The sequence below is a fragment of the Chitinophagaceae bacterium genome, from assembly GCA_016713085.1.
Taxonomy (GTDB): Bacteria; Bacteroidota; Bacteroidia; order Chitinophagales; family Chitinophagaceae; genus Lacibacter.
Map to the genome: position 1 here is coordinate 1,088,477 of JADJPV010000001.1, position 26,641 is coordinate 1,115,117.

17 protein-coding genes and 5 pseudogenes are annotated in these 26,641 nt (G+C 39.4%); 3 read left to right on the forward strand and 19 right to left on the reverse strand.

Annotated features, from left to right (window positions below; all coding sequences use genetic code 11):
• Positions 1-56: 56 nt before the first annotated feature.
• Together IPK31_05205 and IPK31_05210 are read right to left on the reverse strand one after the other, a co-directional pair.
• Positions 57-1,613 carry a SusD/RagB family nutrient-binding outer membrane lipoprotein gene (locus IPK31_05205; protein MBK8087381.1) on the reverse strand — a complete coding sequence of 519 codons (1,557 nt, stop codon included), beginning with the start codon at positions 1,611-1,613 and terminating at the stop codon, positions 57-59.
• 18 nt (positions 1,614-1,631) lie between these two features.
• A pseudogene (locus tag IPK31_05210) lies at positions 1,632-4,821 on the reverse strand (SusC/RagA family TonB-linked outer membrane protein).
• Positions 4,822-5,096: 275 nt separating this feature from the next.
• On the opposite strand from IPK31_05210, the gene IPK31_05215 reads away from it, so the two are divergent.
• From IPK31_05215 to IPK31_05225, 3 genes are all read left to right on the forward strand, one after another.
• Entirely contained in the window at positions 5,097-8,354 is a 3,258-nt protein-coding gene (locus IPK31_05215) for a TonB-dependent receptor (GenBank protein ID MBK8087382.1), read from the forward strand.
• Between the two features lie 220 nt (positions 8,355-8,574).
• On the forward strand, positions 8,575-9,867 hold the full coding sequence (locus tag IPK31_05220) for a beta-glucosidase (protein ID MBK8087383.1): 1,293 nt from the start codon (positions 8,575-8,577) through the stop codon (positions 9,865-9,867).
• Positions 9,868-9,992: 125 nt separating this feature from the next.
• Positions 9,993-10,844, forward strand: coding sequence for an outer membrane beta-barrel protein (locus IPK31_05225; GenBank protein ID MBK8087384.1), 852 nt, complete (start codon positions 9,993-9,995; stop codon positions 10,842-10,844).
• On the opposite strand, the pseudogene IPK31_05230 reads toward IPK31_05225, so the two are convergent.
• From IPK31_05230 to IPK31_05310, 17 genes and pseudogenes are all read right to left on the reverse strand, one after another.
• A pseudogene (locus IPK31_05230) lies at positions 10,841-11,539 on the reverse strand (lycopene cyclase domain-containing protein). The gene IPK31_05225 and the pseudogene IPK31_05230 overlap by 4 nt on opposite strands.
• A 34-nt stretch (positions 11,540-11,573) precedes the next feature.
• Positions 11,574-12,056: a sterol desaturase family protein gene (locus IPK31_05235; protein ID MBK8087385.1), complete on the reverse strand. Its 483-nt coding sequence runs from the start codon at positions 12,054-12,056 to the stop codon at positions 11,574-11,576.
• The gene (locus tag IPK31_05240; protein MBK8087386.1) at positions 12,053-12,748 is read right to left on the reverse strand and encodes a carotenoid biosynthesis protein; all 696 of its coding nucleotides are present in this window, start codon (positions 12,746-12,748) and stop codon (positions 12,053-12,055) included. Before IPK31_05240 ends, IPK31_05235 begins: the two co-directional genes overlap by 4 nt.
• On the reverse strand, positions 12,745-14,238 hold the full coding sequence (crtI, locus tag IPK31_05245; protein MBK8087387.1) for a phytoene desaturase: 1,494 nt from the start codon (positions 14,236-14,238) through the stop codon (positions 12,745-12,747). The genes IPK31_05240 and crtI (IPK31_05245) overlap by 4 nt, the downstream gene beginning before the upstream one ends.
• Positions 14,225-14,761: an isopentenyl-diphosphate Delta-isomerase gene (gene idi / locus IPK31_05250; GenBank protein MBK8087388.1), complete on the reverse strand. Its 537-nt coding sequence runs from the start codon at positions 14,759-14,761 to the stop codon at positions 14,225-14,227. The genes crtI (IPK31_05245) and idi overlap by 14 nt, the downstream gene beginning before the upstream one ends.
• Positions 14,762-14,784: 23 nt before the next feature.
• Positions 14,785-15,621, reverse strand: a complete 837-nt coding sequence (locus IPK31_05255) for a phytoene/squalene synthase family protein (GenBank protein ID MBK8087389.1) — start codon at positions 15,619-15,621, stop codon at positions 14,785-14,787.
• A pseudogene (gene crtI, locus IPK31_05260) lies at positions 15,618-17,074 on the reverse strand (phytoene desaturase). The gene IPK31_05255 and the pseudogene crtI (IPK31_05260) overlap by 4 nt, the downstream one beginning before the upstream one ends.
• A 55-nt stretch (positions 17,075-17,129) precedes the next feature.
• Positions 17,130-17,630 carry an RNA polymerase sigma factor gene (locus IPK31_05265; GenBank protein MBK8087390.1) on the reverse strand — a complete coding sequence of 167 codons (501 nt, stop codon included), beginning with the start codon at positions 17,628-17,630 and terminating at the stop codon, positions 17,130-17,132.
• A 168-nt stretch (positions 17,631-17,798) separates the two neighbouring features.
• A pseudogene (locus tag IPK31_05270) lies at positions 17,799-18,684 on the reverse strand (MerR family transcriptional regulator).
• A gap of 75 nt (positions 18,685-18,759) precedes the next feature.
• Positions 18,760-19,962, reverse strand: coding sequence for a glycosyltransferase (locus tag IPK31_05275; protein MBK8087391.1), 1,203 nt, complete (start codon positions 19,960-19,962; stop codon positions 18,760-18,762).
• Positions 19,959-20,717 carry a histidinol phosphatase gene (locus tag IPK31_05280; GenBank protein MBK8087392.1) on the reverse strand — a complete coding sequence of 253 codons (759 nt, stop codon included), beginning with the start codon at positions 20,715-20,717 and terminating at the stop codon, positions 19,959-19,961. The genes IPK31_05275 and IPK31_05280 overlap by 4 nt, the downstream gene beginning before the upstream one ends.
• A gap of 2 nt (positions 20,718-20,719) precedes the next feature.
• Positions 20,720-21,649: a GDP-L-fucose synthase gene (locus tag IPK31_05285; GenBank protein MBK8087393.1), complete on the reverse strand. Its 930-nt coding sequence runs from the start codon at positions 21,647-21,649 to the stop codon at positions 20,720-20,722.
• Positions 21,649-22,760, reverse strand: a pseudogene (gmd, locus tag IPK31_05290) (GDP-mannose 4,6-dehydratase). The gene IPK31_05285 and the pseudogene gmd overlap by 1 nt, the downstream one beginning before the upstream one ends.
• A gap of 195 nt (positions 22,761-22,955) precedes the next feature.
• Positions 22,956-23,711, reverse strand: coding sequence for a glycosyltransferase (locus IPK31_05295; protein ID MBK8087394.1), 756 nt, complete (start codon positions 23,709-23,711; stop codon positions 22,956-22,958).
• 1 nt (position 23,712) lies between these two features.
• Positions 23,713-25,440: a carbamoyltransferase gene (locus IPK31_05300; GenBank protein MBK8087395.1), complete on the reverse strand. Its 1,728-nt coding sequence runs from the start codon at positions 25,438-25,440 to the stop codon at positions 23,713-23,715.
• A 41-nt stretch (positions 25,441-25,481) separates the two neighbouring features.
• Entirely contained in the window at positions 25,482-26,426 is a 945-nt protein-coding gene (locus IPK31_05305; protein ID MBK8087396.1) for a glycosyltransferase, read from the reverse strand.
• Between the two features lie 31 nt (positions 26,427-26,457).
• Positions 26,458-26,640, reverse strand: a complete 183-nt coding sequence (locus IPK31_05310) for a hypothetical protein (protein MBK8087397.1) — start codon at positions 26,638-26,640, stop codon at positions 26,458-26,460.
• Position 26,641 lies beyond the last annotated feature (1 nt).

Genomic DNA, 26,641 nt, shown 5'->3' on the forward strand with positions numbered 1-26,641 from the left:
GCGGAGCTAAGAATAGCCCCGCAATATATGCTTGAGAAAACTGCTATGAAAAAAAATTATTTAACGATCCACATTTTGGCATTAATATCATCCTGGCCTGCAAACTGTGTTTGAATGGCACTGTTTACATTGCTAACATTGATTGACTTTTCTGAAGTTGGGTACTGAAAGCGTAATGCAATTCTGTTACTGTTACCTGTACCGGGTCCAGTATGAAAAGCAGGAATCCCTGTACGTCGCCAGTTGTAATAAGCTTCCCATCCACTATTCTGATAAAAAGCTAAATACTTTTGTGTTATGATCTGGTTTAAACCTGCAGCATTATTACCGGCATATTCTACTGTTGACTGTGCATAGTAAGTGGTCCAATCGTAATTGATGCTGTAAGTATTATAATCACTTAAGGTTCCTCCTGGCTTTTGAAAAATAACATTGTTAGCGCCATTTACAATGCCATAAAACCCAATGTTTGCCTTTATTCCCTTACTGTACCAATCTTCTGCTATACCTGTTATCCAGCCACGGTTAACAGCTTCTGCAATATTGAAGCATAATTCAGGATACCCAATCTGGATAGTAGTCTGTGCAGTAAATGTGCTGTAATATCTTTTACGGTTAATAAAAGAATATTTACCCTGTCCAGCATTTGCACTCATTGTGGCAAGATCTTCTCCACTGCCTGCTCCTGCAAAAGCCGCAAAACTATTAGGAGCAGCACCCGCTGTTACTAATGCCTGTGCAGGTTCAGCTACATAAAAAGTACGTGGGTCATTTAATCCAACCAATGTATTCAGTAAAGTTGAGGTCATATTATAACGTGCAGCATCAAAGCCAAAGCTTTCAGGGTTGGTAGGATATTTGTTATACTGAGCATTGTGAACATACTCCATATTATCGCTCATGCCTGTAAACACCGGGTACTTTGAAGGGTTGGTAAATGTTTCAGCAAACTTTTGTTTAATATTTAAATCTGCGTCTGTTTCGTGTTTGCTCAATTGAATGAGTACACGGAGTTTAAAACTGTTAACAGCTTTGCGCCATTTACTCAAATCGTTATTATAGTAAAAATCATTTGCTAAAACATAACCGCCTTTTGTGATAACAGCAGTCATATCTGTATTAGCTTCTTCCAGCCAAACCAGGATCTGTTTAAACACTTCTTTTTGTGAATCGTATTTTGGTGAAACATTAGCCAGAGACTTTAATGCTTCTGATACAGGAATATCACCTGTTTGCATAGTGAGGTTATAAAACAGATAGGCTCTGAAGAACTTACCCAATGCGCTGTATGGATTTGGCAGAGCAACATTTTTAGCCGCCTCTTCTTCCATCTTAATTACATTCTTAAGCGTATTGTAAGTTCCGTAAGAAACACCTGACCAGGTATATTGCTGATCCCCATAATAGGCATAGTTGCAGGCATAGAATTGATTCCATCTTTGAGTTGGGCTGAACGGACTCTGATAAATATCCGACAACACACTGTTTAAGACCAGACTTGCCTGTACACTTGTTGCCCTGTTAGGATCGTTTTGTAATGTATCAAAATCTTTTTTACATGAGGCAGTACAAAGTATTGCACTGACAGATAATATTGAAAGTATCTTTTTCATTGTTTGTTTTTTAATGACTTAAAAAATAATATTTAAGTTAACACCATAGCTTCTGGTAGTAGGCGTTTGCAGATCGCTGCCCGATTGGCTGCCGGCAAACTGATCAATATCCACATCTTTAAATTTGTTATCCTTCATGAAGTATAACACGTTACGGGCAACAAAAGACACACTCGCACCTTTCACAAATGATTTACCCAGCGTTTTTGGTGAAAGACTGTACGACAACACAATTTCCCTCAACTTCAAATAACTCTTGCTCATCATATTTGGTTCAGGAATACTGTGCACACGGCTGATGTAATCCTGTACATAAGTCTTTGTTGCGTTTGCTGTAAACTGCAGGGCTGAATAGTTGGTAATAACACCGGTTACAGGGTCATAATTGATGGCAGCACCATTCGACACCTGAACACCCTCACCTAAATAAGATTTGATTCCTTTTCCATCATCATTTCTGGATGCACCTAATGCACCTTCTGTTGTTTCAATATGACGGCCACCCTGGAATGTTTTCTTACGAACATAATCTTCCATTACGCCGCCAACACGTCCATCAATTTGAAAGCTAAGTGATACATTTTTGTAATTGAATTTGTTATTAAAGCCCCATACAAATTTCGGATTGGAATAACCGGCAAACTGTGCAACAGGTAAAATAATCGGACGTCCGCCACCATCATTAATAATCTGGCCATCAGGTGTGCGGGCAAATTTCCTGATATACACTTCATCCACACGACTGCCCACTTTATAAAAAGTGTAAAGAGCCTCAACTCCCGGAGGTAATTCTTTATACACTTCTTTGAATGTCGCCCAGTTTAAAAGTACATCCCAGCTGAATCCATTGGACAATTTTACCGGAGTACCACTTACCGAAATTTCAAGTCCTGATTTCTTTGTTTTAGTAGCATTGATGGTATAGTTAGAATAACCGGACGCTGCAGAAATTTGCTTATTAAAAATTTGCGGTCCGTCTGTATAACTGAAATAGGCAACATCAAGTCCGAATCTGTTTTTCAGGAACTTCATATCTAAACCAACTTCTGTACTGGCTCTGTTATCTGGTTTTACGTTTTCATCAACAAGGTTACTGGTAAAACGGGCCTCTGTTGTATTATTATATCCAACACCTGTACTGTACACGTCATTATAAGTATAAGAAGGGCCTCCGTAAGTGGAAGAATACTGTGCACCATACCCGATTGGATAACTGTTACCCGGTGTTGCACCAATTGTGTTAGATACAAAAGAACCTCCTCCTCTAACCTGGGCATAAGATCCTCTCAGTTTCAAAAATGAAATGGCAGCAGGTAAGTCTATATAATCTGTAACAACTGTACTTGCATTCACAGAAGGATAAAAGAATGTATTGTTTTTTGTTTTTAATGCAGAGAGTTTATCTACTCTTCCGGTTGTATTAATATTCAGAAACTTCCTAAAGAAAAATCAACTGAATAAAATGCACTGGGTACACGCATATCTGATGCAAAGCTGTAAGCTCTTACAGGATTACGGCTGTTTGAAAATGCATATACATTCGGCACGTTCAGATAATCTGTTGTTACAAAGCTTGAGGTATAACTGAACACTCTCAAATTAGCACCTGCAAAACCATTGATGCCGAGAAAGTTTGCAATCTTCGGTGATTTGAAACGAACCATTGCTTCTGTATTACTTTCAAATAAAGAACGTTTGTCTTCACGGTAATCTCCCAATCCACCTTCACGTCCGTAAGGGTGAGCAGAGAATGGCATTTTTTCTGTTCTTGTTAAGTCGTATGTTGAAATAGACGTACGACCCATGATCTCAACATAATTATTGATTTTATAGTTCAGCGTAGTGTAACCGTAAATATCATTTTTATGATGACCACGCAACCATTCATAACTCATAAAATAAGGATTGTGATAACGCTGGTATTCTGCGTAAATACTCTGTACACCTTCTTTACCCGGCTGCCAGTAGTTATGCATGTCATCAATATTCCAGTCGGCACCGCCCCATATAGTGATATTATAAATTACACTGTTAGGGCCATAGTTCACATCAGGTATATTATCTGTGTATTGTTTATTGAAATTAATATTGGCATCTAATGTTAATTTAGGGCTGAACTTCAATGTAGATGCCAGGTTAAAATTGGTTGTATTCAAATTTGTATTCGGCACTAACCCTCTCTGGTAAGTTTGCCCGACTGAAAAACGCAGATCATATTTTTCTCCGCTTGCAGAAACAGCCAGATTATTACTTGATAAAATACCAGCCTGTATAAAACGCTTTAAATTATCTTTCCCCCTGGCAACCCATGGTGTTTTAGTACGGTTACCATTTGCATCAATCGGGCTGTCGTACTGTTCAATCAGCTGCCCGTCGAATCTAGGTCCCCAGATGTCATAATCATTATCATTAACACCGGCACCCTTCCCATCAACAAATTTGTATTGACCATGATCACCGGGCCCATATAAATCCTGCGTCTTTGGCAAAGCAATAAACCCTTTGTTCACCATAGTACTGCTGTTAAATTCAACTGAGAAGCCACGCTTATCCTTTGTGCCTTTTTTGGTTGTAATGATAATGGCTCCGTTTTGTCCACGGTATCCATATAATGCAGAAGCAACAGGCCCTTTCAGGATTGTATAACTTTCAATATCATCGGGACTGATATTCCATGTATCTGAATTAATGGGAATGCCATCCACCACATACAAATTAATAGTACCACCACGAAGCAAAACCTGTGGGTTTCTAATAATTCAGCAGACGCACCAACAGTTAAACCTGCAACTTTACCTACTAAGGAATTAATCGCATTTGGTTCTCTTGCTTTCACCAGGTCTGCACCTTTCACTTCCTGTGTAGAGTACCCGATAATCTTTTTATCTTTTTTTATACCCAATGCTGTAACAGCAACATCATTTAAGTATTTCGGATTTACTTCCAGTTCAATTACAACTGTAGCATTTCCTGTAACTGAAAATTCTTTTTCTATAAACCCTGCCGTACTTACTAATAAGATGTCGCCGGTTTTCGCATTAATACTGAACTGCCCGTTTACATCGGTTGCTGTTCCCTTTTTAGTTCCTTTAATTTGAACAGACACAGCTGGTATTGGTTGCTGATCTGCTTTTGATACAACTTTACCTGTTAAGTTCTGTGCTGCCAGCATAAACGGCAGACTTACCAGAAGAAACAGGCACAGCATAAATTTCTTTGGATGTGATGATGAAAACATAAAACAGTGTTTTGATTATTGAAGAGCAAAACTGTCTGTTCTGTATTACCAATAGTTTAACACAGGGTTATCCTAAGGTTACCGGAGTATTATGAAATTGTTTCATACCTCATGCTGTAAATAATTCTTTTACTTCAATCATATAGGGAAAATAAGCGTTGTTTCCGCATGTTAATTATTTGTTAACACAAAATTGCTGGAAGTCTTACTCCCTGCTTGTTTCTTTGCAGCCTTAAATGAATATTATGAGAAAAAAATTTCTATTAATTACGACAGTCTTGTTAACTGTGTTTTCCACCCTGCACAGTTTTGCACAGGAAACAACCTCTGAAATTCAGGGAACAATTACAGACAACAGTGGCGGTCTCCTGCAGGGAGCAACAGTAACGGCAACGCATACCCCAACCGGTACAGTGTACACAACAACTTCACGAAAAGACGGCCGCTTTAATCTGGCTAACCTGCGTGTAGGTGGGCCTTACATATTGAGAGCCAGTTTTGTGGGCTACAAAGATGATCTGCAGCAGGATATCATACTTACTTTGGGAACAGCTTTCAAAGCCGACATTCAGTTAACAGCAAATGATAAGCAGTTGACCGAAGTTGTTGTTTCAGGAAAAAGAAGCGATAAAGTATTCAGCAAAAGCCGAACAGGTTCAGCTGAAGTAATCAACCGTGCACAGTTAGACAGACTTCCAACCATTAACAGAAGCATTCAGGATTTCACCCGTCTTACACCTACTGCCAACGGCAGCAGTTTTGCAGGCAGAAGCAGTTCTTATAATAATCTTACTGTAAACGGTGCAAGTTTTAATAACACCTTTGGTTTATCCGGAACGCTGGGAGGACAAACAAACTCGCAACCGATTTCCATTGATGCACTGGAACAGATCCAGGTAAATATTGCTCCTTATGATGTAACACTTGGAAGCTTCAGTGGTGCGGGCATCAACTCAGTTACAAAAAGCGGAACAAATGAAATTAAAGGAACTGCCTATTATTATACAAAAACACCCGGCACAACTGGCTGGAAAGTAGGCCCGGCAAATATTGCTAAACAGCAGTTTGATTTTAACAACAGGGGTATTTCAATTGGCGGGGCAATTATTAAAAACAAATTATTCTTTTTTGTAAGCGGTGAGCAGCAACGGGAAAGCGCCCCTGCAACTAATGGCTTTGTTGCCAGCAGAAGCGGCTCAACCGGAGCAGGTATTTCACAGGCAAAAGCAGAAGATCTCGAAGCCCTGGCTGCATTTCTGAAACAGAAATACAGTTATGATCCGGGACCTTTTGAAAAATATACTTACGATACTTACAGTGATAAAATTACAGCACGCATTGATTTAAACATCAACCAGAAAAACACTTTAAACGTAAACTATTATTACCTGAAGAGTTACCGTAACGTGGTTCCCAGCAGCAGTGGTGCACCAACAGGTGGCCGTACTGCCAGCAGTACTGGTATGCCTTTCTTTTCGTCCTCTTATATCATCAACAATAATTTCAATATTGTTATAGCTGAATTAAATACCCGCTTCAGCAATAAATTATCAAACAAACTGCAGGTTGGTTATAATCAGTTAAGAGATTTCAGAAGCAGCCCGGGTGGTGTTTTCCCGATGGTTGATATAGAAAATGGCTCAGGAAGTACATTTACCTCATTTGGTTTCGAACCATTTACTGCGTTTAATCAATTAAACACTGATACATGGCAGTTTAATGATATTGTAACGATGTATAAGGGTAAGCATACACTTACATTCGGCACTCAAAATACATACAACAAATTCCGTAATGGATTTGCTCCAAGTTATTACGGACGTTATCGTTTTGCAAGCCTGGCCGATTTTTATGCAAGTGCTAATACAGGTTTAGCAAACGCAACAGCATACGAGCTCCGTTATTCTGCACGCAAGGGTGGCGAGTTTCCTTTTGCAGACATTGCTGTTACTCAATTAGGTTTTTTTGCACAGGATAAATTTGCTGTAACTGAAAAATTCACACTTACTTACGGTATCCGTGCAGACATTCCGATTTATAAAAAGAATTTTATTGCAAACACCAATGCAGACGCACTTGTTTTCCGTGATGGTGCCCGTATTCAAACAGGTAATCCTCCAAAAACTTCAATCCTGTGGTCGCCAAGACTTGGTTTTAACTGGGATGTAACCGGAAATAAAGAAACACAAATACGTGGTGGTGCAGGAATTTTTGCAGGAGCTCCTCCTTTTGTATGGATCAGTAACCAGGCAAGTAATAATGGAGTTGATTTCGGTTCTTTTGTTGTTTCAACAGCAGGAGACCCAAGACTGGCGTTTAATCCAAATGTAAATGCTAACAGACCTGTTAACGCTACGGCTAATACAAGTTATAACCTGGCAGTATCTGACAAAGGCTTTAAATTTCCTCAATTGTTCAGGGCAAACCTGGCAGTTGACCAAAAATTACCATTTGATATCGTAGCTACTTTAGAAGGAATTTTCTCAAAAGATATCAATGGAGTTTATCATCAGAATATCAATCTTCCATCAACAGGAACAGCTCTGATTGGTTCTGATAAACGCATCCGCTACAGCTCAGCGAAAATTTACAGTGGAGCCGGTGGCACCACTGCAACTAATCCTAACATCAGTGATGCCATCTTGATGAAGAATACATCAAAAGGTTATTCTTATAATCTAACATTACAATTACAGCGTAACGTAAACAATCTGTATACAATGATTGCTTACAGTTATGGAAAAAGTAAATCTGTAAATGATGGCGGTTCAATTGCCCAGTCAATCTGGAGAGATCGTTTTGTATCGGGAGATGTAAACAGTGATGCAGTTTCTTATTCAAACTTTAACCAGCCTCACCGTGTAGTTGCTTCTGCTTTTTACCGTAAGGAATATGCAAAATACTTTGCTACATCTGTTGGTTTTACAATGGAAGCGGCAAATGGCGGAACAGCAAGTTATACATATGTGGGTGATGTAAATAATGACGGACAAACCACCAATGATCTGATTTATATTCCAAAAGATGTAACAGATATTGTACTGGAAACAGTGAATGCAGCTGATACACGCACAACTGCAATCATCTGGAATCAGCTGAATGCATTCATTAATCAGGATCCTTATCTCAGCAAAAGAAAAGGACAATACGCAGAAAGAAATGGTTTGTTATTACCTTTCTATAAAAGGTTAGACCTGAACTTTACCCAGGATCTGTTTGTAAATGTTGGCGGCAAAAGAAATACGCTCCGTTTTACAATGGATATTTTCAACTTCAGCAATTTGCTGAATAAAAACTGGGGTATTTTCAGAACAACCAACAGAACGGGTTTACTGAACTTTAAACGTGTTGAAACCACCGGTGTTAATGCGGGTAAACCGGTTTACAGTTTCCCTTATTTAGATGCTGCCAATCAAATACCGTTAACCTCTACTTTTCAAAACAGTACAGGACAGGGTTCAAGATGGCAGATACAAATGGGCTTCCGTTATATCTTTAATTAATTACCGTTATCCCTCAATAAAAAAACGTTCTGCAAATGCAGAACGTTTTTTTATTGCCATTAGTGAAGAAACCGAAGCTGACGCAAAATATACCAGCCTGAAAAATAACAATAGCTTAATGCCGGCTTAACATTTCAAATAATCAACTTCGCAAAAAATATTTTTCTTGCAAAAAATAATTGCGTCATCATTTGATAAGAATTTTTTGTGGGGTGTAGCCATGGCAGCTGCACAAAATGAAGGAGGGTACAATACAGATGGAAGAGGTCCTTCCATCTGGGATGTATTTGCTAAACGGCAGGGAAAAATTAAAGGCAGCGCAAAACCATATGAAGCCTGCGATTTCTATCACCGCTATAAAGATGATCTGCTGCTTGTAAAAGCATTGGGGTTTACGGTGTTCCGTTTTTCATTTTCCTGGAGTCGAATTTTTCCTGATGGCACCGGCAGGGTAAACAAAGAAGGAGTAGCTTTTTATCATAAAGTAATTGATGAATGTTTACTGTTGGGGCTTACACCTTTTGTTACATTGTATCATTGGGATTTACCGCATGCACTGCAAAAAGAAGGAGGCTGGACAAGTGTTCACATGCTGAAATGGTTTACACGTTACACTACTTTTTGTGCAGAGGAGTTTGGAGATAAAATAAAGAACTGGATTATTTTAAATGAACCGATGGGCTTTACATCGCTGGGTTATATGCTGGGCAAACATGCCCCCGGAAAAACAGGATTGGATAATTTCTTTCCTGCCATTCATAACGCAGCGCTGGCACAGGCAGAAGGCGGAAGAATTATCCGCAAGCTTGTCGCAAATGCATACATCGGCACAACCTTTTCATGCAGCGAAGTAATGCCCCATTCACAAAAGAAAGAAGATATTGATGCAGCTAACAGAATGGATATACTGCTGAACCGTTTATTTATTGAACCAACGCTGGGAAGAAATTATCCGCATGATGATTTTCCATTAATGGACAAACTCCACCTGCACAGTAAAGCATGGAAGTACACCGACAGAATGCAGTTTAATTTTGATTTCATTGGTGTTCAAAATTATTTTTCTCTCACAGTAAAACACAATTCATTGATCCCATATGTACAGGCAAGTGAAGTAAAAGCATCAACACGTAAAGTACCGCATACTGCAATGGGTTGGGAAATTAATGCCGATAGTTTTTACCGCATGCTGAAACGTTACTGGCTTTACGGAAGTGTAAAAGAAATTATTGTGAGTGAGAATGGCGCCTGTTTCAAAGACAGCTTACAAAATGGAACAGTACATGACATTGAACGAATACAATACTTTCAACAATACCTCGCTGCCATGCTAAAAGCAAAACAGGAAGGCACAAATATTAAAGGATACTTTGCATGGACCCTGATGGATAATTTTGAATGGAGTGAAGGTTATAACGCCAGGTTTGGCTTAATTCATGTTGATTTTAAAACACAGCTGCGTACAATCAAAGACAGCGGTTACTGGTGGAGAGATTTCTTAACCGGCAGATAGAAATGTTTCTCTTGCTGACTATGTTTCTCCTTAAAATCGCTTGCCGCAATACTTTCAGCACTTTTTTTACGTTTTGCTTTAAATTTGCTGTTGAAATTATCTTCAATATCCAAATGAATTGTATTATGAAAAAAGCACTCTTCCTTGCTCTTCTTTTCCCTGTATCATTGTTCGCTCAGAACTGGCATGCATCTTTCCGTTTGGGATTAGCGAACTACCAGGGCGATCTGCAGCAAAAATCATTCACCTTCAAACAGTCAAAATTCGTGGGTGCCTTCGGCATCCGTTATGATTTGTCTGAACACCTGATTGCCCGCACACATGCAAGCTTCAGTAAGTTAAGAGCTGATGATCAAAAAAATAAGAACGCATCTTTTAAAAGCCGCAATTTTAATTTCGAAACAAAACTGTTTGAATGGGAACTGGGTGCTCAATACAATATTTTCAGCCTGAATGATAAATGGTGGACTCCCTATGTATTTGCAGGAGGTGCATTGTTCCGTATTAAACCAACAGCAATTGATCCTTTAGGCAACAGGGTATTTCTGCAGCCACTGAGTACAGAAGGACAGGGATTTGCACCCGGAAGAAAAAAATATAAGTCAACACAGTTTGCCATTCCTCTTGGCATTGGTGCTGAGTATGCTTTAAATGAAGATATGCGTGTAGGAATTGAACTTGGTTACCGTAAAACATTTACCGATTATATTGATGATGTAAGTAAAACTTACGCTCACCCGGCTTTGCTGCTGGCAAACCGTGGTCCCGAATCCGTGGCCATGGCTTACAGAAGAGGCGGCCCCTATCCTGCAGTTGGATCACCACGAGGTAATTCAAAAAATAAAGACGCCTATTATTTTGTGGAACTCACTTTTACATGGAGGCCGTTTGTAGGTTGGTATGAACGTACTTCAGGTATTGCCTCATTTAAGAAAAGTAAAAAAGTGGGATGCCCCGGCACAAGAGAAAGAGGTTAATTCTGATTCTTTACTGATCTGTTCCGCAGCTTTTCAAACAAAGAAATATTCATCATGATCAGCAGCATGCCATAGAAAGTATCTTCAAATGGAATGTTGTGCATGGGCCAGGGAAGAAATGAAAACATGCGGATGCCCAGGTTTTCAGCATCATTATACAACACTACTGGCAACGCTGTTAAAAATCCATTCACGGCAAAAAACGGAACCAGACAAATAAGATAAGCTGTAAGAAATGAGATGGCATCAAATCCATTGAACCATTTCCTGAATAAAAAAATACAGGCAATAAATACAGCGGTGAACAGAAACGTATAGGAAGTATAGTCTCTTTCAAGGTTCATCAATCCGAAAATCAACAAGATCAATTCAATCAGCAGCAACAACCAGGTACCGGCAATTTTATTTTTCAGCTTTGGAAAATAACAGCGGATACATTGGTATACAAATACACAGCAGTAGGGAACGGTAACAAAAAACAACACTTCTTCTATTGGCAATTACCCAATCTTAATTCCCGTAATATACTGTTCATTAAAACTCCATACTCCGCTTCTTGTAAACCATTCGTCCCACAGTAAAAAAACCAAAGCAGGAAGAATCATGGCCGGAAATAAATACTTCCACTTTTTATAAAACGCAACTTTTTTATCAAAGCTCAGCAGCAAAGGCCCGGCAAGTGCAGCAGCATGAATAAGAAAATAAGTATAGTGCTGATTCAATGAGTTGTTATTTGATATGGGGATTGAGTTGCTTCTCCTTCTTCACTTTTTCCCAATATTTTTTATGAACATACAGCATCCCGAAACTCTCACCATCTTCTTTGTTCAGGTGTTTGTGATGCATTTTATGTGCCCAGCGGATGGTACGTACATAGGTGCTGTTCCAGCGGCTGAATAATTTAAAACGTTGATGAATGATAATTTCATGTACAATAAAATAAGCAAGGCCATACATGGCAATACCAGCCCCAATACTCACCACCCAGTAAACCTGGTTCATTAAACCAAGCATAATGCATAACCAGCTGGGTATAGCGAAGATGAGAAAGAAGGCATCGTTCTTTTCAAATACATGACCTTTCGGCTGATGATGATCTTCATGCAGGTACCAGAGAAACCCATGCATCACGAATTTATGTGTGAGCCAGGTAACTCCTTCCATCAGAAAAAAAACAACGAAGGCCAGTAAGATATAAAGAAGCAAACTCATAATACGGTGCGTAGAATTAAAAAAAACATGAACTGAATCAATAACAAATTTACAGCGAATTGGTTCTGTTTATCGAAGGATAATAACCGGAACAAAAGGAGCAACAAGGCACTGATGCCAAACCAGCTTATATAATTGAGTAATGGAATGGAACCATCGCCCAGCCATTTCCACCAACCGAGTTTTACTGCGACCGGCTCCATCACCCAGTCAAAAAAAGTGGCCAGTAATGCAGCATCCAGAATCACGGCAATAAATCCCACATTTTTTCTTGCGGGCTGATCGGTACCTTTCAATTTATTCCACATCCGGTTTAGCAATAGTTGAATGCTTACTCCACAGCAGTACATCATAATGAACCAGTTAACACCTATTACAAGTGGAACACGCTGCCACTGTTCACCCATAGCATTGAGGTATTCATATTCACCAAACAATAGCTGATGATTCACTCCAATATATTCAACAGTAAATCCAACCACAACACAAACCAGTACAAATAAAAAGAATGCTTTATTTTTTTCTGCCTGCGTATAAATAAGCAAGCCTGCCGACAATAAAAGATTAAACGGTGTTAGTGAAACAAACAACTGCCGGTCAAAAAACAAAATACCCGTAAGCCCAATTACATGAAACAAAACTGCAATGGCAGTAGCTTTTTTCTGCGGGCTGAATGAGGAAGCGGGTATCAATGATGAGCGGATTTTGAAAAATCTTTTTTAATCAGATCAGTTGCAATTTTAGCGCTCTTAAAACAAAGGGGAATACCTCCACCGGGATGCACACTGCCTCCGCAGAAATACAGGCCTTTTATTTTAGATGTAAAGTTAGGATGACGAAGAAAAGCCGCCATCTTTCGATTACTGCTGGTGCCGTACAATGAACCCATGTATGAACCTGTCTGATCTTCAATGCGGATGGGATCAAGATATTCTTCTGTTTCGATTGCGGCAGCCACATCAACACCTAACACTCTGTTTAATTTTTCAATTACTTTTTCTTTTAACTGCATGCGGAGCTGCTCCCAGTTTTGTCCGACGTTAGATGGTGCATTGATGAGTACAAACCAATTTTCTTTCCCCTCGGGTGCCTGCCCCGCTTCCATTTTGGAAGTGATATTTACATACACCGTAGGATCACTGAATAATTTTTTGAGATTGAAAATACTGTTGAACTCAGCCGCATAATTCTGGCTGAAGAAAATATTATGCAGATGCAGATTACTAAACTCCCTGTTCATTCCCCAGTAAAAAATTACACCACTGCAACTGCGTTCCTGCTTCAGTACTTTTTTTGTTTGATACGTATCATTCAATAAATGACAATACGTAAAATATACATCTGCATTGCTCATCACCACATCGGCTTGAAAATTTTCATCATTTACAACCACGCCTTTAATTTCACTCTGATGATGAATGATCCGTTGAACAGGTGAGTTGAAGTGAAACCGAACCCCTTTCTTTTTTGCCAATGCCAGCAATGCATTGGTGATACTGATCATTCCTCCCTTTGGATAAAAAGTTCCTTCATTCAATTCCAGGGGTGGAATTAAACTCATCATACCCGGCGTTTTATATGGGTTGCTTCCGTTGTAAGTTGCATAGCGGTCGAATAACTGCACCGCTTCAGGTGATTGAAATTTTGATTGATTGAACCGGTGCAATGTTCCGGTTAAGTGTGATAAGCGAACCGTTTTCAATGCTTTTAATACCGGCTTCTGCAACCAGGTTGCCCGTTTATGCAGAGAATGATTCAGGAAAATGCTGCCGATATCGTTATACAGACGTTTGCTTTTTTGCAGATAGGTTTTAACAGCAGCAGGATGTTCGCCCAATTGAGCGCTTAATTCATCAGCTAACTTTTGTTCATCCGCCCATGCGTTTACCAGCTTTCCATTTTCGTAAAAATATTTGCAGGAAAGATCTACCTGCTCGTATTGAAAATAATCTTCCAGTTGTTCACCGGAAAGCTCAAACAGTTCATGCAAATTTTGTGGCTGTGTAAATAACGATGGCCCGGCATCAAAACAAAAACCATCTTTTTCAAAAGATGATAATTTACCACCGGCATGAGCATTGCGTTCAAACACATTTACTTCAAAACCCTGCACAGCCAAACGGATTGCACTGGCGAGCCCGGCAACACCGCTGCCAATAACAGCTGCATTACGCTTCCGCATGTTTTTCATTTTGATGTTGCAGCCATTCTTCCAGCAGGGGGAATGCTATTTTAAACCATTCGGTATAAAGATGAGAGTTGTTTTCTATTTCATGTTTTATTTCTGCCATTGATTTATAACAGGTATCACTTACTTCTTCTTTATTCAATTCCATTTCACCTTCACACTCACCAACAAATACATGATCAAATTCATGTTCTGTTAATCCATTATCAAACTCAGCTTTGTATGTAAAATGAAATGCCTTTTTAATAGTTGCAGTAAAACCAAGTTCTTCCTGCAAACGTCTTAAAGCTGCCTGCTTTGTTCCTTCGCCCGGCATGGGGTGACTGCAGCATGCATTGGTCCATAAAGAAGGGCTGTGATATTTTGAAGCAGCTCTCTGTTGCAGTAACATGTTTCCCTTATGATCAAACAGGAATACACTGAAGGCACGGTGCAACAATGCTTTTTCATGTGCTTCCATTTTTTCCATGGAGCCAACAACTTCATCCAGCTCATTTACAAGGATCACTTCCTGCATACTCAAAAATAGTCAATCTATGGTTACATGATATTAAGTTGACTGCGAATTCCTGCTCTGAGCAGGATCATCATTTTATGATGGTCAGGAATACGGATACGTTCATGCATAATTTTAGCCGGTTGCACCCGCTTTATTTTGCGAAACAAAGAGAGATAATATTTATAGGCAACATATACGCCAAACCTGGATTTTACAGGGAGGTGAATAATTCCGGCAAAAGCATTGTCAAAATCTTTCTGAATATCTTCTTCAATTTGCTGTTTCTGATGTGCAGTAAAATTTCGAAAATCAAGTCCGGGGAAATAGGTACGTTCAAGCTGGTTATAATCTGCTTTCAGATCCCGCAGAAAATTCACTTTCTGAAAAGCTGCTCCCAGTGCACGGGCTGCAGGTTTTAATTCTTCATACTTTTTAACGTCAGCATTTGTGAATACATATAAACACATTAGCCCAACCACTTCAGCACTTCCATAGATATATTCATTATACCCATCGCTGTTGTATTCTTTATTATGCAGATCCATTTCCATACTGTTAAAGAAAGCATGAATCAATGCATGATCAATTTTATATTGATTGACTGTTAACTGGAAACTGTGCAGGATAGGATTCAAACTGATGCCTCTGTCAATAGCTTCAAAGGTTTCTTTTCTGAATTCAGTAATCAGGGTTGCCTTATCATGATCATGAAACGTATCAACAATTTCATCGGCAAACCGCACCAATCCATAAATATTATAGACCGGTTGCCGCAAATCATGGTGCAGCAAACGAATGGCCGATGAAAAAGAGGTGCTGTACCGCTCTGTTGTGTTGCGGCTGCAGGCCTGGCTTACTTCATGAAACAGTTCCATCATAAACTCATGTTGGTTTGAACAGGTTTTGAAAATTGTTTATTGATCAGTTTTGCAACCACTTCTCCGCTGATTAAACTCGGCGGTACTCCCGGGCCAGGTACTGTTAACTGCCCAGTATAATATAGATTGTCAACCTTCTTACTCTTACATCCCGGTTTTAAAACAGCTGTCTGGAGTAAAGTGTTTGCCAAGCCATATGCATTCCCTTTAAACGCATTGTAATCATGTACGAAATCACTTACTGCATACGAATTTTTATAAACAATATTTTCTGTGATTGGTTCACCAATTCTATTTTCAAATCGTTGAACAATGTGAGTAAAGTATTTTTCTCTCAGTTCTTCCGTATCATTTTGTAATCCTGCTGCAACAGGAATCAGGAAGAATAAATTCTCATACCCTTCAGGTGCTCCGGCAGGATCGGTTGCAGTGGTTACACTTACATAGAAGAGTGGATCAGATGGCCACTGCGGATCAGTATAGATTTCCTTGCCATGCTTTTCGAAATCTGTATCAAAGAAAAGAGAATGATGAGTTGTGTTGTTTAACTTTTTATTCAAACCAACATAATACAATAAACAGGAAGGTGCCATTACACGTTTCTCCCAGTATGAACCGGAATAAGAACGGTACTCAGCAGGGAGTAATTTTGTTTCGGTAAAGTGATAATCGGCACCACTGATCACCACATCTGCTTCATAATATGTTCCATCAGCCACAACACCTGTTGCTTTTCCATTCAGAAGCTGTATAGATTCCACATCTTTATTGAACTCAAATTTTACACCCAATTCAACAGCAAGACTGTGCATGCCTTCCACAATTTTATACATACCACCCATTGGCCACCAGGTTCCCAATTTTACATCGGCATAATTCATCAGGCTGTATAAGGCTGGCATTTTTCAGGCAATGCACCAAGAAATAAAACAGGAAATTCCATCAACTGGCGAAGGCGTGAATCTTTAAAATGTTTCTGTACATGTGTTTTGATGGAAGTAAAAACATCTAACCTTAAAACTCCTTTCAGGAAATCAAGATCTGCAAATTCTGTTAATGATTGTCCGGGTTGATGAACAAGTTTGTTCATACCCACTTCATATTTATACGCCGCTTCATCCATGAAACGATCAAGATGCACAGCGCTGCCAGGCTCAATCTTTTCAAACAGCTCTCTTAATGCAGCATAAGATGCAGGAATATCACAAGCTTCATGTTCAAAATAAACACGGTAAGATGGATCAAGACGTTTCAGTTCATAGTAATCGCTGACTTGTTTCCCAAAGGAATTGAAATAATGTTCAAACACATCAGGCATCCAGTACCAGCTCGGGCCCATATCAAATACAAATCCTTCTGCTTCCATTTTTCTTGCACGTCCGCCGGGAATAGAATGTTTTTCCAGTACAGTTACTTCCCAGCCATCATGGGCCAGAAAAGATGCAGCCGACATGCCTGCAAATCCACTTCCAATTACAATTACTTTTTTGACAATCTGGTTGGTTATTTTAATATCTGCTGATTTGTTCTTTCAACAATTTACGGGCAAAATGAATACGGCTCTTGATAGTACCTATAGGCTCGTTGAGAATATGAGCAATTTCATGATACTTGAATCCTTCAAAATATAACATAAAGGGGCTCTTGAATATTTCCGGCAACTGATGAATTGCTGCCTGAATTTCTTTCATCTGCAAACTTGTTTCGGCCGAATTAGAAACAGTTGCCTGTTGATAATTAAGAAAGAAATCATTGGGTGTTGAATCAAAAATGGTGTTTTGCTTTACACGGCGGCGGTAATTATTAATAAAAATATTCCGCATGATGGTGTACAGCCATGCTTTCACATTGGTACCAACATTATATTTCTCACGGTTGGCCAATGCACGGAACATTGTTTCCTGCAAAAGGTCTTTTGCAGTTTCGTTATCCCTTGTGAGTGTAAAGGCAAATGGCTTTAAAAAGTCAGTGTTCTTGACCAGCATCTGATCGAATTCAACTGCCGACATATAGTTATTGTTTAATTATTTCTACTACGAAGTTAAACAAAGTAATCATATAACAACAAATTTTTTGTTTAACACTTTGCTAAAAAAGATAAAACACAATAAATCAGCAGGTTACAAAAAATCCCCCAAAGCGGGGGATTCAAAATTTATAGCTATGCCCTATTTTACTTACTTCATTCCTGCAATAAAGTCTGTTACTTCATCCAATGACTTTAAAAAACGGATATTTCCCGGCAGGCTTTTCTTTCCAAATGTTTGTGCCAGCAATCCGGAAATAAGAATATTTGTAGAGGGCAACCTGGTCTTCAGGTTATTAATAAACTTATCAAAATTAAACTCCCTGATCACTGTTGTAAGGTGAGTGTACACATAATCAGGCCTTTTTAACGTAACAACAAACTCAAGATCTTTCAATGGAACATTTGCCCCGAGGTAAATGGTTTTTACTCCCCGGCTTTTCAGCAAATACTGCAGGAACAGCAGCCCCAGTTCATGATGTTCGTTTTCCGGCATAAACAACAATACACTGCTTTTGAGCGATAAAGGAGTGATGATGTTTTCAATGCCAACAATAATTTTTTGACGGACGATATTGGTAATGATATGCTCCTGTGCGGGGTTAATATGATCTGTTTGCCAGAGTATTCCAATACGTTCAAGAAAAGGAAAAATGATAAATGTAATGGCCTTTTCAATCCCTCTTGAAACAATGAACTGATCAATCACATATTCAAATGCATCCAGGTCAAGATCAACCATGTGCTGAATAAGTTCATTCACGATCCTTTCCTGCTGTGCCTGTCCACCGGAAAGAGTCAGCGTTTTTCTCCTTCAGTTCTTCATTCGTCATCCGGTTGATATGGGAAATCTTGAAGCCGTATTTATTCAGCAGTGAAATATTCAGCAGCATCTTCAGTTCCTGGTTGCTGTAATAGCGGATATTCGTGGCCGTACGTTGAGGCTTCAGAAACGAATAGCGTTGCTCCCATATCCGGATGGTATGGGCTTTAATTCCACTCAGGTTTTCAAGATCTTTAATGGTGAACTTGTTCATTTTTTTTGGTTGATACCCACTATAACAATCGCAAACTGAAAATGTTCAACAGGAAAACAGATAATCCGTAACACACTATTTACCGGCTTTATGGATCAGCTCTAAGTAGAGCTTCTTCAGTTGCTCCACTTCGTATGCTTTCGATAACTGTTGAGTTGCAAACTGCGATGCATTGCTGCCAATTTCATTTCTTTTCAATCTATCCTCAATTAACATTCCTACCTGCTCACTTAATTGCTTTCTTGTTGTACCCACAAAACCGGTTTTGCCGGAGTCAATCAATTCCGCCACACCTCCTGCATTTGTTGATACAACGGGCTTTGCTGAAGACATGGCTTCCATAATTGAAACCGGTGTGCCTTCATTTAATGAGGTAAGCATCACAATATCCAGTCCTGCATAAACAACATCCATATCCTGCCGCCAGGAAGTAAAAATAAATTGAGCTGTACCGTTAAATCCTTCACTGGTATCAGTGTAGATTAATTTTTTTTGTACAATCAATTGTTCAATCTTGTTTTTTTCAGGACCATTACCAACAATGAAAAATCGTAATGGTTGATTGGTTGATTGAATTAATTGTTCAGCAATTTCAATAAACAGCGAATGCTGTTTAACAGGAACCAAACGGCCAATAATTCCAATAACAAGTGCATCTTCACTTAAAGAAAATTCCTGGCGGAATGATTGTCTTTTCGCTCCATCAGCATCAGTAAACTTTTCTGTTTCAACTCCGAGCCTGATCAGCTTTACTTTTTCGGCTGCAGCTATTTTATATTTATTGACCAGTTCATTATTCAGTGTTTGGTTAATGGCAATAACAGCAGTGGAGATTTTTGCCAGCATCCGTTCAATCCATACAATTCGCTGGGAAACAAATGAACTGAAATAAGAATGAAAAACATGACCATGAAATGTATGAATGATCACCGGCACGTTCATCCGCCATCCGGCCAGGCGGCCAACTACACCCGGCTTTGCCCCATGTGTATGAATAATATCAGGCTTGAATTCCCGGATGATTTTTTTGATATGGTAATAAGATTTGATGTCCTGAATTGGCAGAATTGTTCTTCTGAGCGATTTGATCTGTTTTACAGTAAACCCCTTGTATTGCTCTAATAAAAATTCAGCAGACTGTTCATCACGCATGGGTTCACCGGCAACCAGCAGAATTTCAAAATCACGGCTTAATTCTGCAGCAACACTTAATGTATTGATAGCAGGGCCACCAACTGCAAGCCGGTTAAGAAAAATGAATAGACGGGGTTTGCTCAAAAAAACGAAAGAGTGGAATTAAGAATGGAATTGGTTTGCAGTACCTGTTGTACATCTGCAAAAAGTGCGGGTTGATGCAATCCTTCAAGGTGACGCTGATGATGAAGATCGGTTCCGATAAGATCAGCTATTTTTTCTTTGGTAATAAAATGGGCTGCATCCTGAACAGCCTTTCCGTAATAACCGCTTAAGGAAAGCATGTTGATCTGCAACAGGCATCCCTGGTCTTTAAACCGGTGATAGATTTCTTTATTACTGTGATAATAATTATAACGCTCCGGATGTGCAAGTACAGGCTGATAGCCTTTTGCAATCAGTTCAAAAATAATATTATTCAAATCAGGTGGCGGACTCATAAATGAAATCTCAACCAATACCCAGTTCTTATGCAGTGTAAGCAATGGTTCATTCTTACTTAAACGCTCAGCAAATACATCGTCCATAAAATATTCTGCAGCTGCAACAATTTCAACATCAATATTTTCTTCGCTGAGTTTCGTTTTTAATTCTTTATGTGCTGCAAGAATGGTTTCTTTAGTGTTTGGATACAGATCAGCATAGATATGCGGAGTAACAATGAATTTCTGATACCCCAGCTTCATCATTGCTTTTATATAAGCAACGGATGTTTCTGCATCAGGTGAACCATCATCAATACCCGGCAACAGGTGCGAATGCATATCCACTTTCAAGCCACTGTAATCAATAACAACAGAGCCTGAAGCGTTGTTCTTTTTTTTGAATAATCCAAACATGATCAGAAAGGAAGTGACTTCACTTCCTGGTAAACTTTTTGTATGCCTTCTTTTAATTGAATCTTAGCTTTCCAGCCAAGTGCATGTAATCTTGATACATCTAATAATTTTCTTGGGGTGCCGTCTGGCTTATCTGTGTTAAATTTCAATTCGCCTTTATATCCGGCTATTTCCTTTACTAATTCAGCCAGCTCTTTAATGGAAACATCTTCACCAACTCCAATGTTGAGCCAGTCGGCCCCATCGTATTGCTGCATAATAAAATAACAGGCATCTGCCAGGTCATCTACATGCAGAAACTCACGGCGTGGCGTACCTGTTCCCCATATTTCAACCACCGGTTGATTGGTTCTTTCTGCTACAATCATTTTGCGTAACAAAGCTGGCAACACATGCGAATTCTGCAGATCATAATTATCATTGGGGCCATACATGTTTGTTGGCATCACCGAAATAAAATTACAACCGTACTGGCTGCGGTAGGCTTCACACATTTTTAGCCCTGCAATTTTTGCAATAGCATAGGGCTCATTGGTTGCTTCCAATGTACCCGTCAGCAAATATTCTTCTTTGATGGGCTGCTGTGCAAACTTTGGATAAATACAGGAAGACCTGAGGAACAATAATTTTGTAACACTGTTTCTGTAGGCAGAATCAATCACATTATTCTGAATCATCAGGTTCTCATATAAAAACTCACCACGGTATGTATTGTTGGCAATAATACCTCCCACTTTAGCTGCAGCTAAAAAAACATAATCAGGTTTATGCTCTTTAAAGAAAGTTTCTGTTACCTGTTGATTTCGTAAATCAAGTTCAGAAGATGTACGGAGGAGGAGATTTTCATATCCTTCACTCTGTAACTTTCTTACAATGGCCGAGCCCACCATTCCACGATGCCCTGCTACATATATTTTTGCATTCTTCTCCATTACTCAAACTGATTTTTGATTTTGAAACCGCTATCCTTCAACAGCTTTTCCTTCTTGAAAATATCCAGGTCAGCTGCTACCATTTCTTCTACCAATCCTTGCAGATCATATTTTGGTTTCCATCCTAATTTCTGATTCGCTTTCGCCGGGTTACCAATCAACAGTTCCACTTCTGTTGGGCGATAATATGCAGGATCAACTTTTACTACTTCTGTTCCAATTGCTAATTGATAAGCAGGATTTGAGCAGGATTTCACAACTCCAACTTCTTTTCCTGTTCACCTTTAAATTCAAGTTCAACACCTACCTGAGCAAACGCCATGCGTACAAAATCTCTTACCTCTGTTGTAACTCCCGTTGCAATCACAAAATCTTCCGGCTTATCCTGCTGCAGCATAAGCCACATGGCTTCTACATAATCTTTCGCATGACCCCAGTCTCTTTTCGCATTCATATTACCGAGGTATAATTTATCCTGCATGCCGAGTGCAATCTTTGCAACAGCTCTTGTAATTTTTCTTGTAACAAATGTTTCTCCACGTAAGGGAGATTCATGATTGAATAAAATACCGTTACATGCATACATGTTGTATGCTTCACGATAATTTACCGTAATCCAGAAGCCATACATTTTTGCGACTGCATATGGAGACCGTGGATAGAACGGTGTTTTTTCTGATTGCGGTACTTCCTGCACCAATCCATATAATTCAGAAGTAGATGCCTGGTATACTCTTGTTTTTTCACTCAAGCCAAGCAATCTTACGGCTTCCAGTATACGCAGTGTGCCGATAGCATCGGTATTAGCCGTGTATTCAGGAATATCAAAGCTCACTTTTACATGGCTCATGGCACCGAGATTGTAAATCTCATCGGGCTGCACTTCCTGGATAATACGGATCAGGTTAGAGCTGTCGGTTAAATCGCCGTAATGCAGTACAAAATGGCGGTTATCAATATGCGGATCTTCGTATAAATGATCAATACGGTCGGTGTTAAACAAGGAGCTGCGGCGTTTAATGCCATGCACTTCATATCCTTTTCTTAATAAGAGATCAGAAAGATAGGCTCCATCCTGTCCCGTAATACCTGTAATCAACGCTTTTTTCATCAGTTTTGGTTTATTGTTTAGATAGGTTAAAATTCAATTTCCTGTCAATATTTCCGCAATTTAATAAAATATCTCTGCCATTGCAGTCGCTTTGCGAACAAACACGTTTTTCTTCTTTCCTTCTCCGTGCACTCTGTGCCTCCGTGGCAATCATTTGAGCGAAGCGAAAATCATCCTCTCTCTGTGTTGAACAACTCATTTCCTCCTCCCATACTCCAGCACTTTAATAAAATATCTTGCGTACAAACGCAGATAACTGGATGGTAATTGTTGTTCACTCAAAATTTGTTTGATCTCTTTGTTGATCTTCAAGGTACTGCTGATGCCGCTTGTGCTTTTTCCACCCATATTCATCTTTACCAGCATTTCAGGAATATATACAGTTCGTAGCTGATGCTGATGCAGGTACCTCACGAGCAAATCAAAGTCAGCAGCAATATCCAAGTCGGTACGGTAGAAACCATAGAGATCAAAGAATTTCCTGTAACAGAAAAATGTTGGATGTGCCGGTATGAATCCCCATTTAAATAAACTGGTTTTAAAAATGGCCGATGAATAATACCGTACAATTTTATCCGGTTGTTCTTCTTTGATAAAACCAACATCACCATAAACAGCATCAGTTGCAGTATTGCCCTGCAGATGCTGAACAATTTTTTCAATAATAAAACTGGAAGCAAATTCGTCATCTGCATGAAGTATTCCTACTACATCGCCAGTTGCTGCTTTGATGCCTTTATTCAGCGCATCATACATGCCCTTATCTTTTTCGGAAACGACTACGGCAATCCTTTCTTTATACTGATCAACGATTTTCATCGTTCCATCTTTCGATGCACCATCAATAATAATGTACTCAATGTTTTTGTAAGATTGATTGAGTACAGACTGTATGGACCGTTCAATTGTTTTTTCACGGTTATATACAACAGTAATGATGGAGACCTTCATCTTACCGCTCTACAATTATATTTTCCATCACCAGCATATCCATTTGTGTACGCAGGAAACAATCCAGCGCTTCTGCAGGTGAATTGACAATAGGTTCATTTTCATTAAACGATGTATTTAACAAAATAGGAACACCTGTTTTTTTTCTGAACGCATCAATCAATGCATAATATCTTGGCGAAACTGTTTGATCAACTGATTGTAATCTTCCTGTTCCATCAACATGTGTAACTGCTGGAATAAGGCTTCTCTTTCCTTCCTGGATCGGAAACACTTTTTCCATAAACGGAACTACATCATCAATGGTGAAAAAGTTTTCTACATATTCTTTCAGTATGGAAGGCGCAAATGGGCGAAAGCTTTCCCTGCGTTTGATCTTTGCATTCAGCAAATCTTTTGCATCAGCTCTTCGTGGATCGGCGAGGATAGAACGTCCACCCAAAGCCCTTGGACCAAATTCGCTTCTGCCGCTGAACCATCCTACTACTCCTGCATTGATCAAACGGTCAGCTACATATTCATACAGTTCTTCATCGCTTAGTTTTTTGTATTTAATATCTCTTGACAGCAGGTATTGTTCAATTTCATCATTACTGAATTTATTCCCCGTATAAGCCGACCAGATAGCCGGTTTGCGTGGCTGCAATAATGTTTGATTATACACATACAAAGCCGCCCCCATAGAAATACCTGCATCATGTCCGGCACTTGGAATATATACATTGGTGAAAGAGGTCCTGGTTGTAATTTTTCCATTAGCAACTGAATTCTGTGCAACACCGCCGGCAATACAAACATTCTTCAGCCCGGTTCTTTTTTGCAGAGCATTGAGAATATGAAAAATTAATTCCTCTGTAAACCGCTGAACCGAAGCTGCCATGTCTTTATGAAACTGTGTTAGCTCCTCTCCTTTCTGTCTTGCTTTACCCAGTTTCTTTTCAAAATAATCTGTAAACAAAGTAGCAACAACGGGAATATGATCATCACCATAAGAAATGATGCCTCTGTTGGGATTCCGAAAATAATTCAGATTTAATTTAAACAATCCATCATTTGTAAACTCAATCAGGTCTCTCAGCTGATCAACATATTTTGCTTCACCATAAGGAGCAAGCCCCATCACTTTGTATTCATCACCATAATGCGGAAAGCCCAGCCACTGTGTAAGTGCTGTATAGAAAATACCAACAGAGTGAGGGAAATCAACTGAGTCAAGAATTTCAATATGATTACCCCTGCCGATGCCGATCATCGTAGTTGTAAAATCGCCTGATCCATCAATGGACAGCAAAGCAGCTTCATCAAAGGGTGATGCAAAAAAAGCAGAAGCCAGGTGACTGCGGTGATGTTCTACCTGGTGAATCTTCTTTTTAAATGTAGCTTTATCAATGGATGCAATCTTTGCAAACTCATCTTCAAGTGAAGCCACTTTTTTAGCATTGCTCAACCTGTTCTTCACAGCTGTAATTCCACCAAGCGGATTCATGGCGAGAAATAAAATTTTCTTTCCCAGCTTAGCCCATGGATCACGGCCAATGGCAATATGATCCACTTCATTTAATGTAATACCGGCTTCCTTCAAACAAAATTCAATGGCCATCGATGGAAACCCGGCCCAATGTTTCACCCGGCGAAAACGTTCTTCTTCTATGGCTGCTATCATAATCCCATCCACAAAAATAGCCGCACTGCTGTCGGCATGATAAGCATTAATTCCTAAAATAATCATTCTGAAAAATTAAGGGCGCAAAGATAAAGTTTCAAAGCTCTTTACGCTGTTGTAAATAAATGTTGATACTGCTGTCGCAGTTGTTCTGCAGCAAAAAAATTTCTTGCAAAAGTGGCGGCATTCGCTGCATAAACAGAAAATTCATCCTGCTGCATAGCCGCAAAAAAACGAATGGCTTCCGGTAATTCACTTGCAAGACTGGTTGCAGAAACAGTTACCCCGGCTTTCTCTTTCTGCAAATTTTTAAAAGGCGTTGTGTTGGTTGTTATTACCGGCTTCCCTGCGCTGAATGCTTCCAGTAACGCATGACCGAAGTTTTCACTTTTGCTGGGCATGATGAACAGTTGAAATTTACTCATTGCCGATGCAAGTTCAGCTGGTGGCAGTTCACCATGATATTGAACTGCAATAGTTGATGGCAACTGTTGAATCAGCTCTTTACATTGCTGCCAGTAAGCTGCGTCTTTGACCGGGCCATAAATATGCCACACAATTACTGCTTCTATTGTTTGCAGTGCTTTAATGATTTCCAAATGATTCTTCATGGGGCTGATCAATGCAACCGTACCCATTACCAACTCATTTGTTTTTTTTTCCGGCGCAGATGCAACTGGCAATAAGTTTGGAAAATTTCCTGCTATTTCTGCATTAACTGAAGCTCCAACTTCATTCCGGATATAATTTATTTCCTGCTCATCGGTTGCATGCCATCTTATCTGTTGATGCCATCCAAACAGTTTGAACAGTAGTAAAAAGAGTTTTTTCTTAAGCGGCTTTTGTGATAAAGCACCGGGATGAAGCATTCCCCTTGCCGATAAAACAACCCTGCTTCCCGTATGCAGTTTGCTGTATGCAATTCCATACTTCAATGGAAGAATATTAAAATAAAGAGAAAACAGACCGTTAATAAAAATCGAGTCGGGCTTTACTTCCAGAATAATTTTCTTTAGCTCTGCTCTTGCCTTCCATGAATAGTTCCAGTACATCACCTGTGCTTTTTGATCCCAGTTCGTCCATTCATTGATCTTTTATTCCATCCAACTTCTCAGTTTCATTCATTTCATGTGGCTTGCACACAATAAAAAAATCATAGTCTTTGTACAACTCCCTTACCAGGTTTACAAGCGATTGGACAGGTCCACCTGCTTTATAGGCAGGATAGAAATGATCATAAAAAATCAGGATGCGTTTCTTCAGCAAA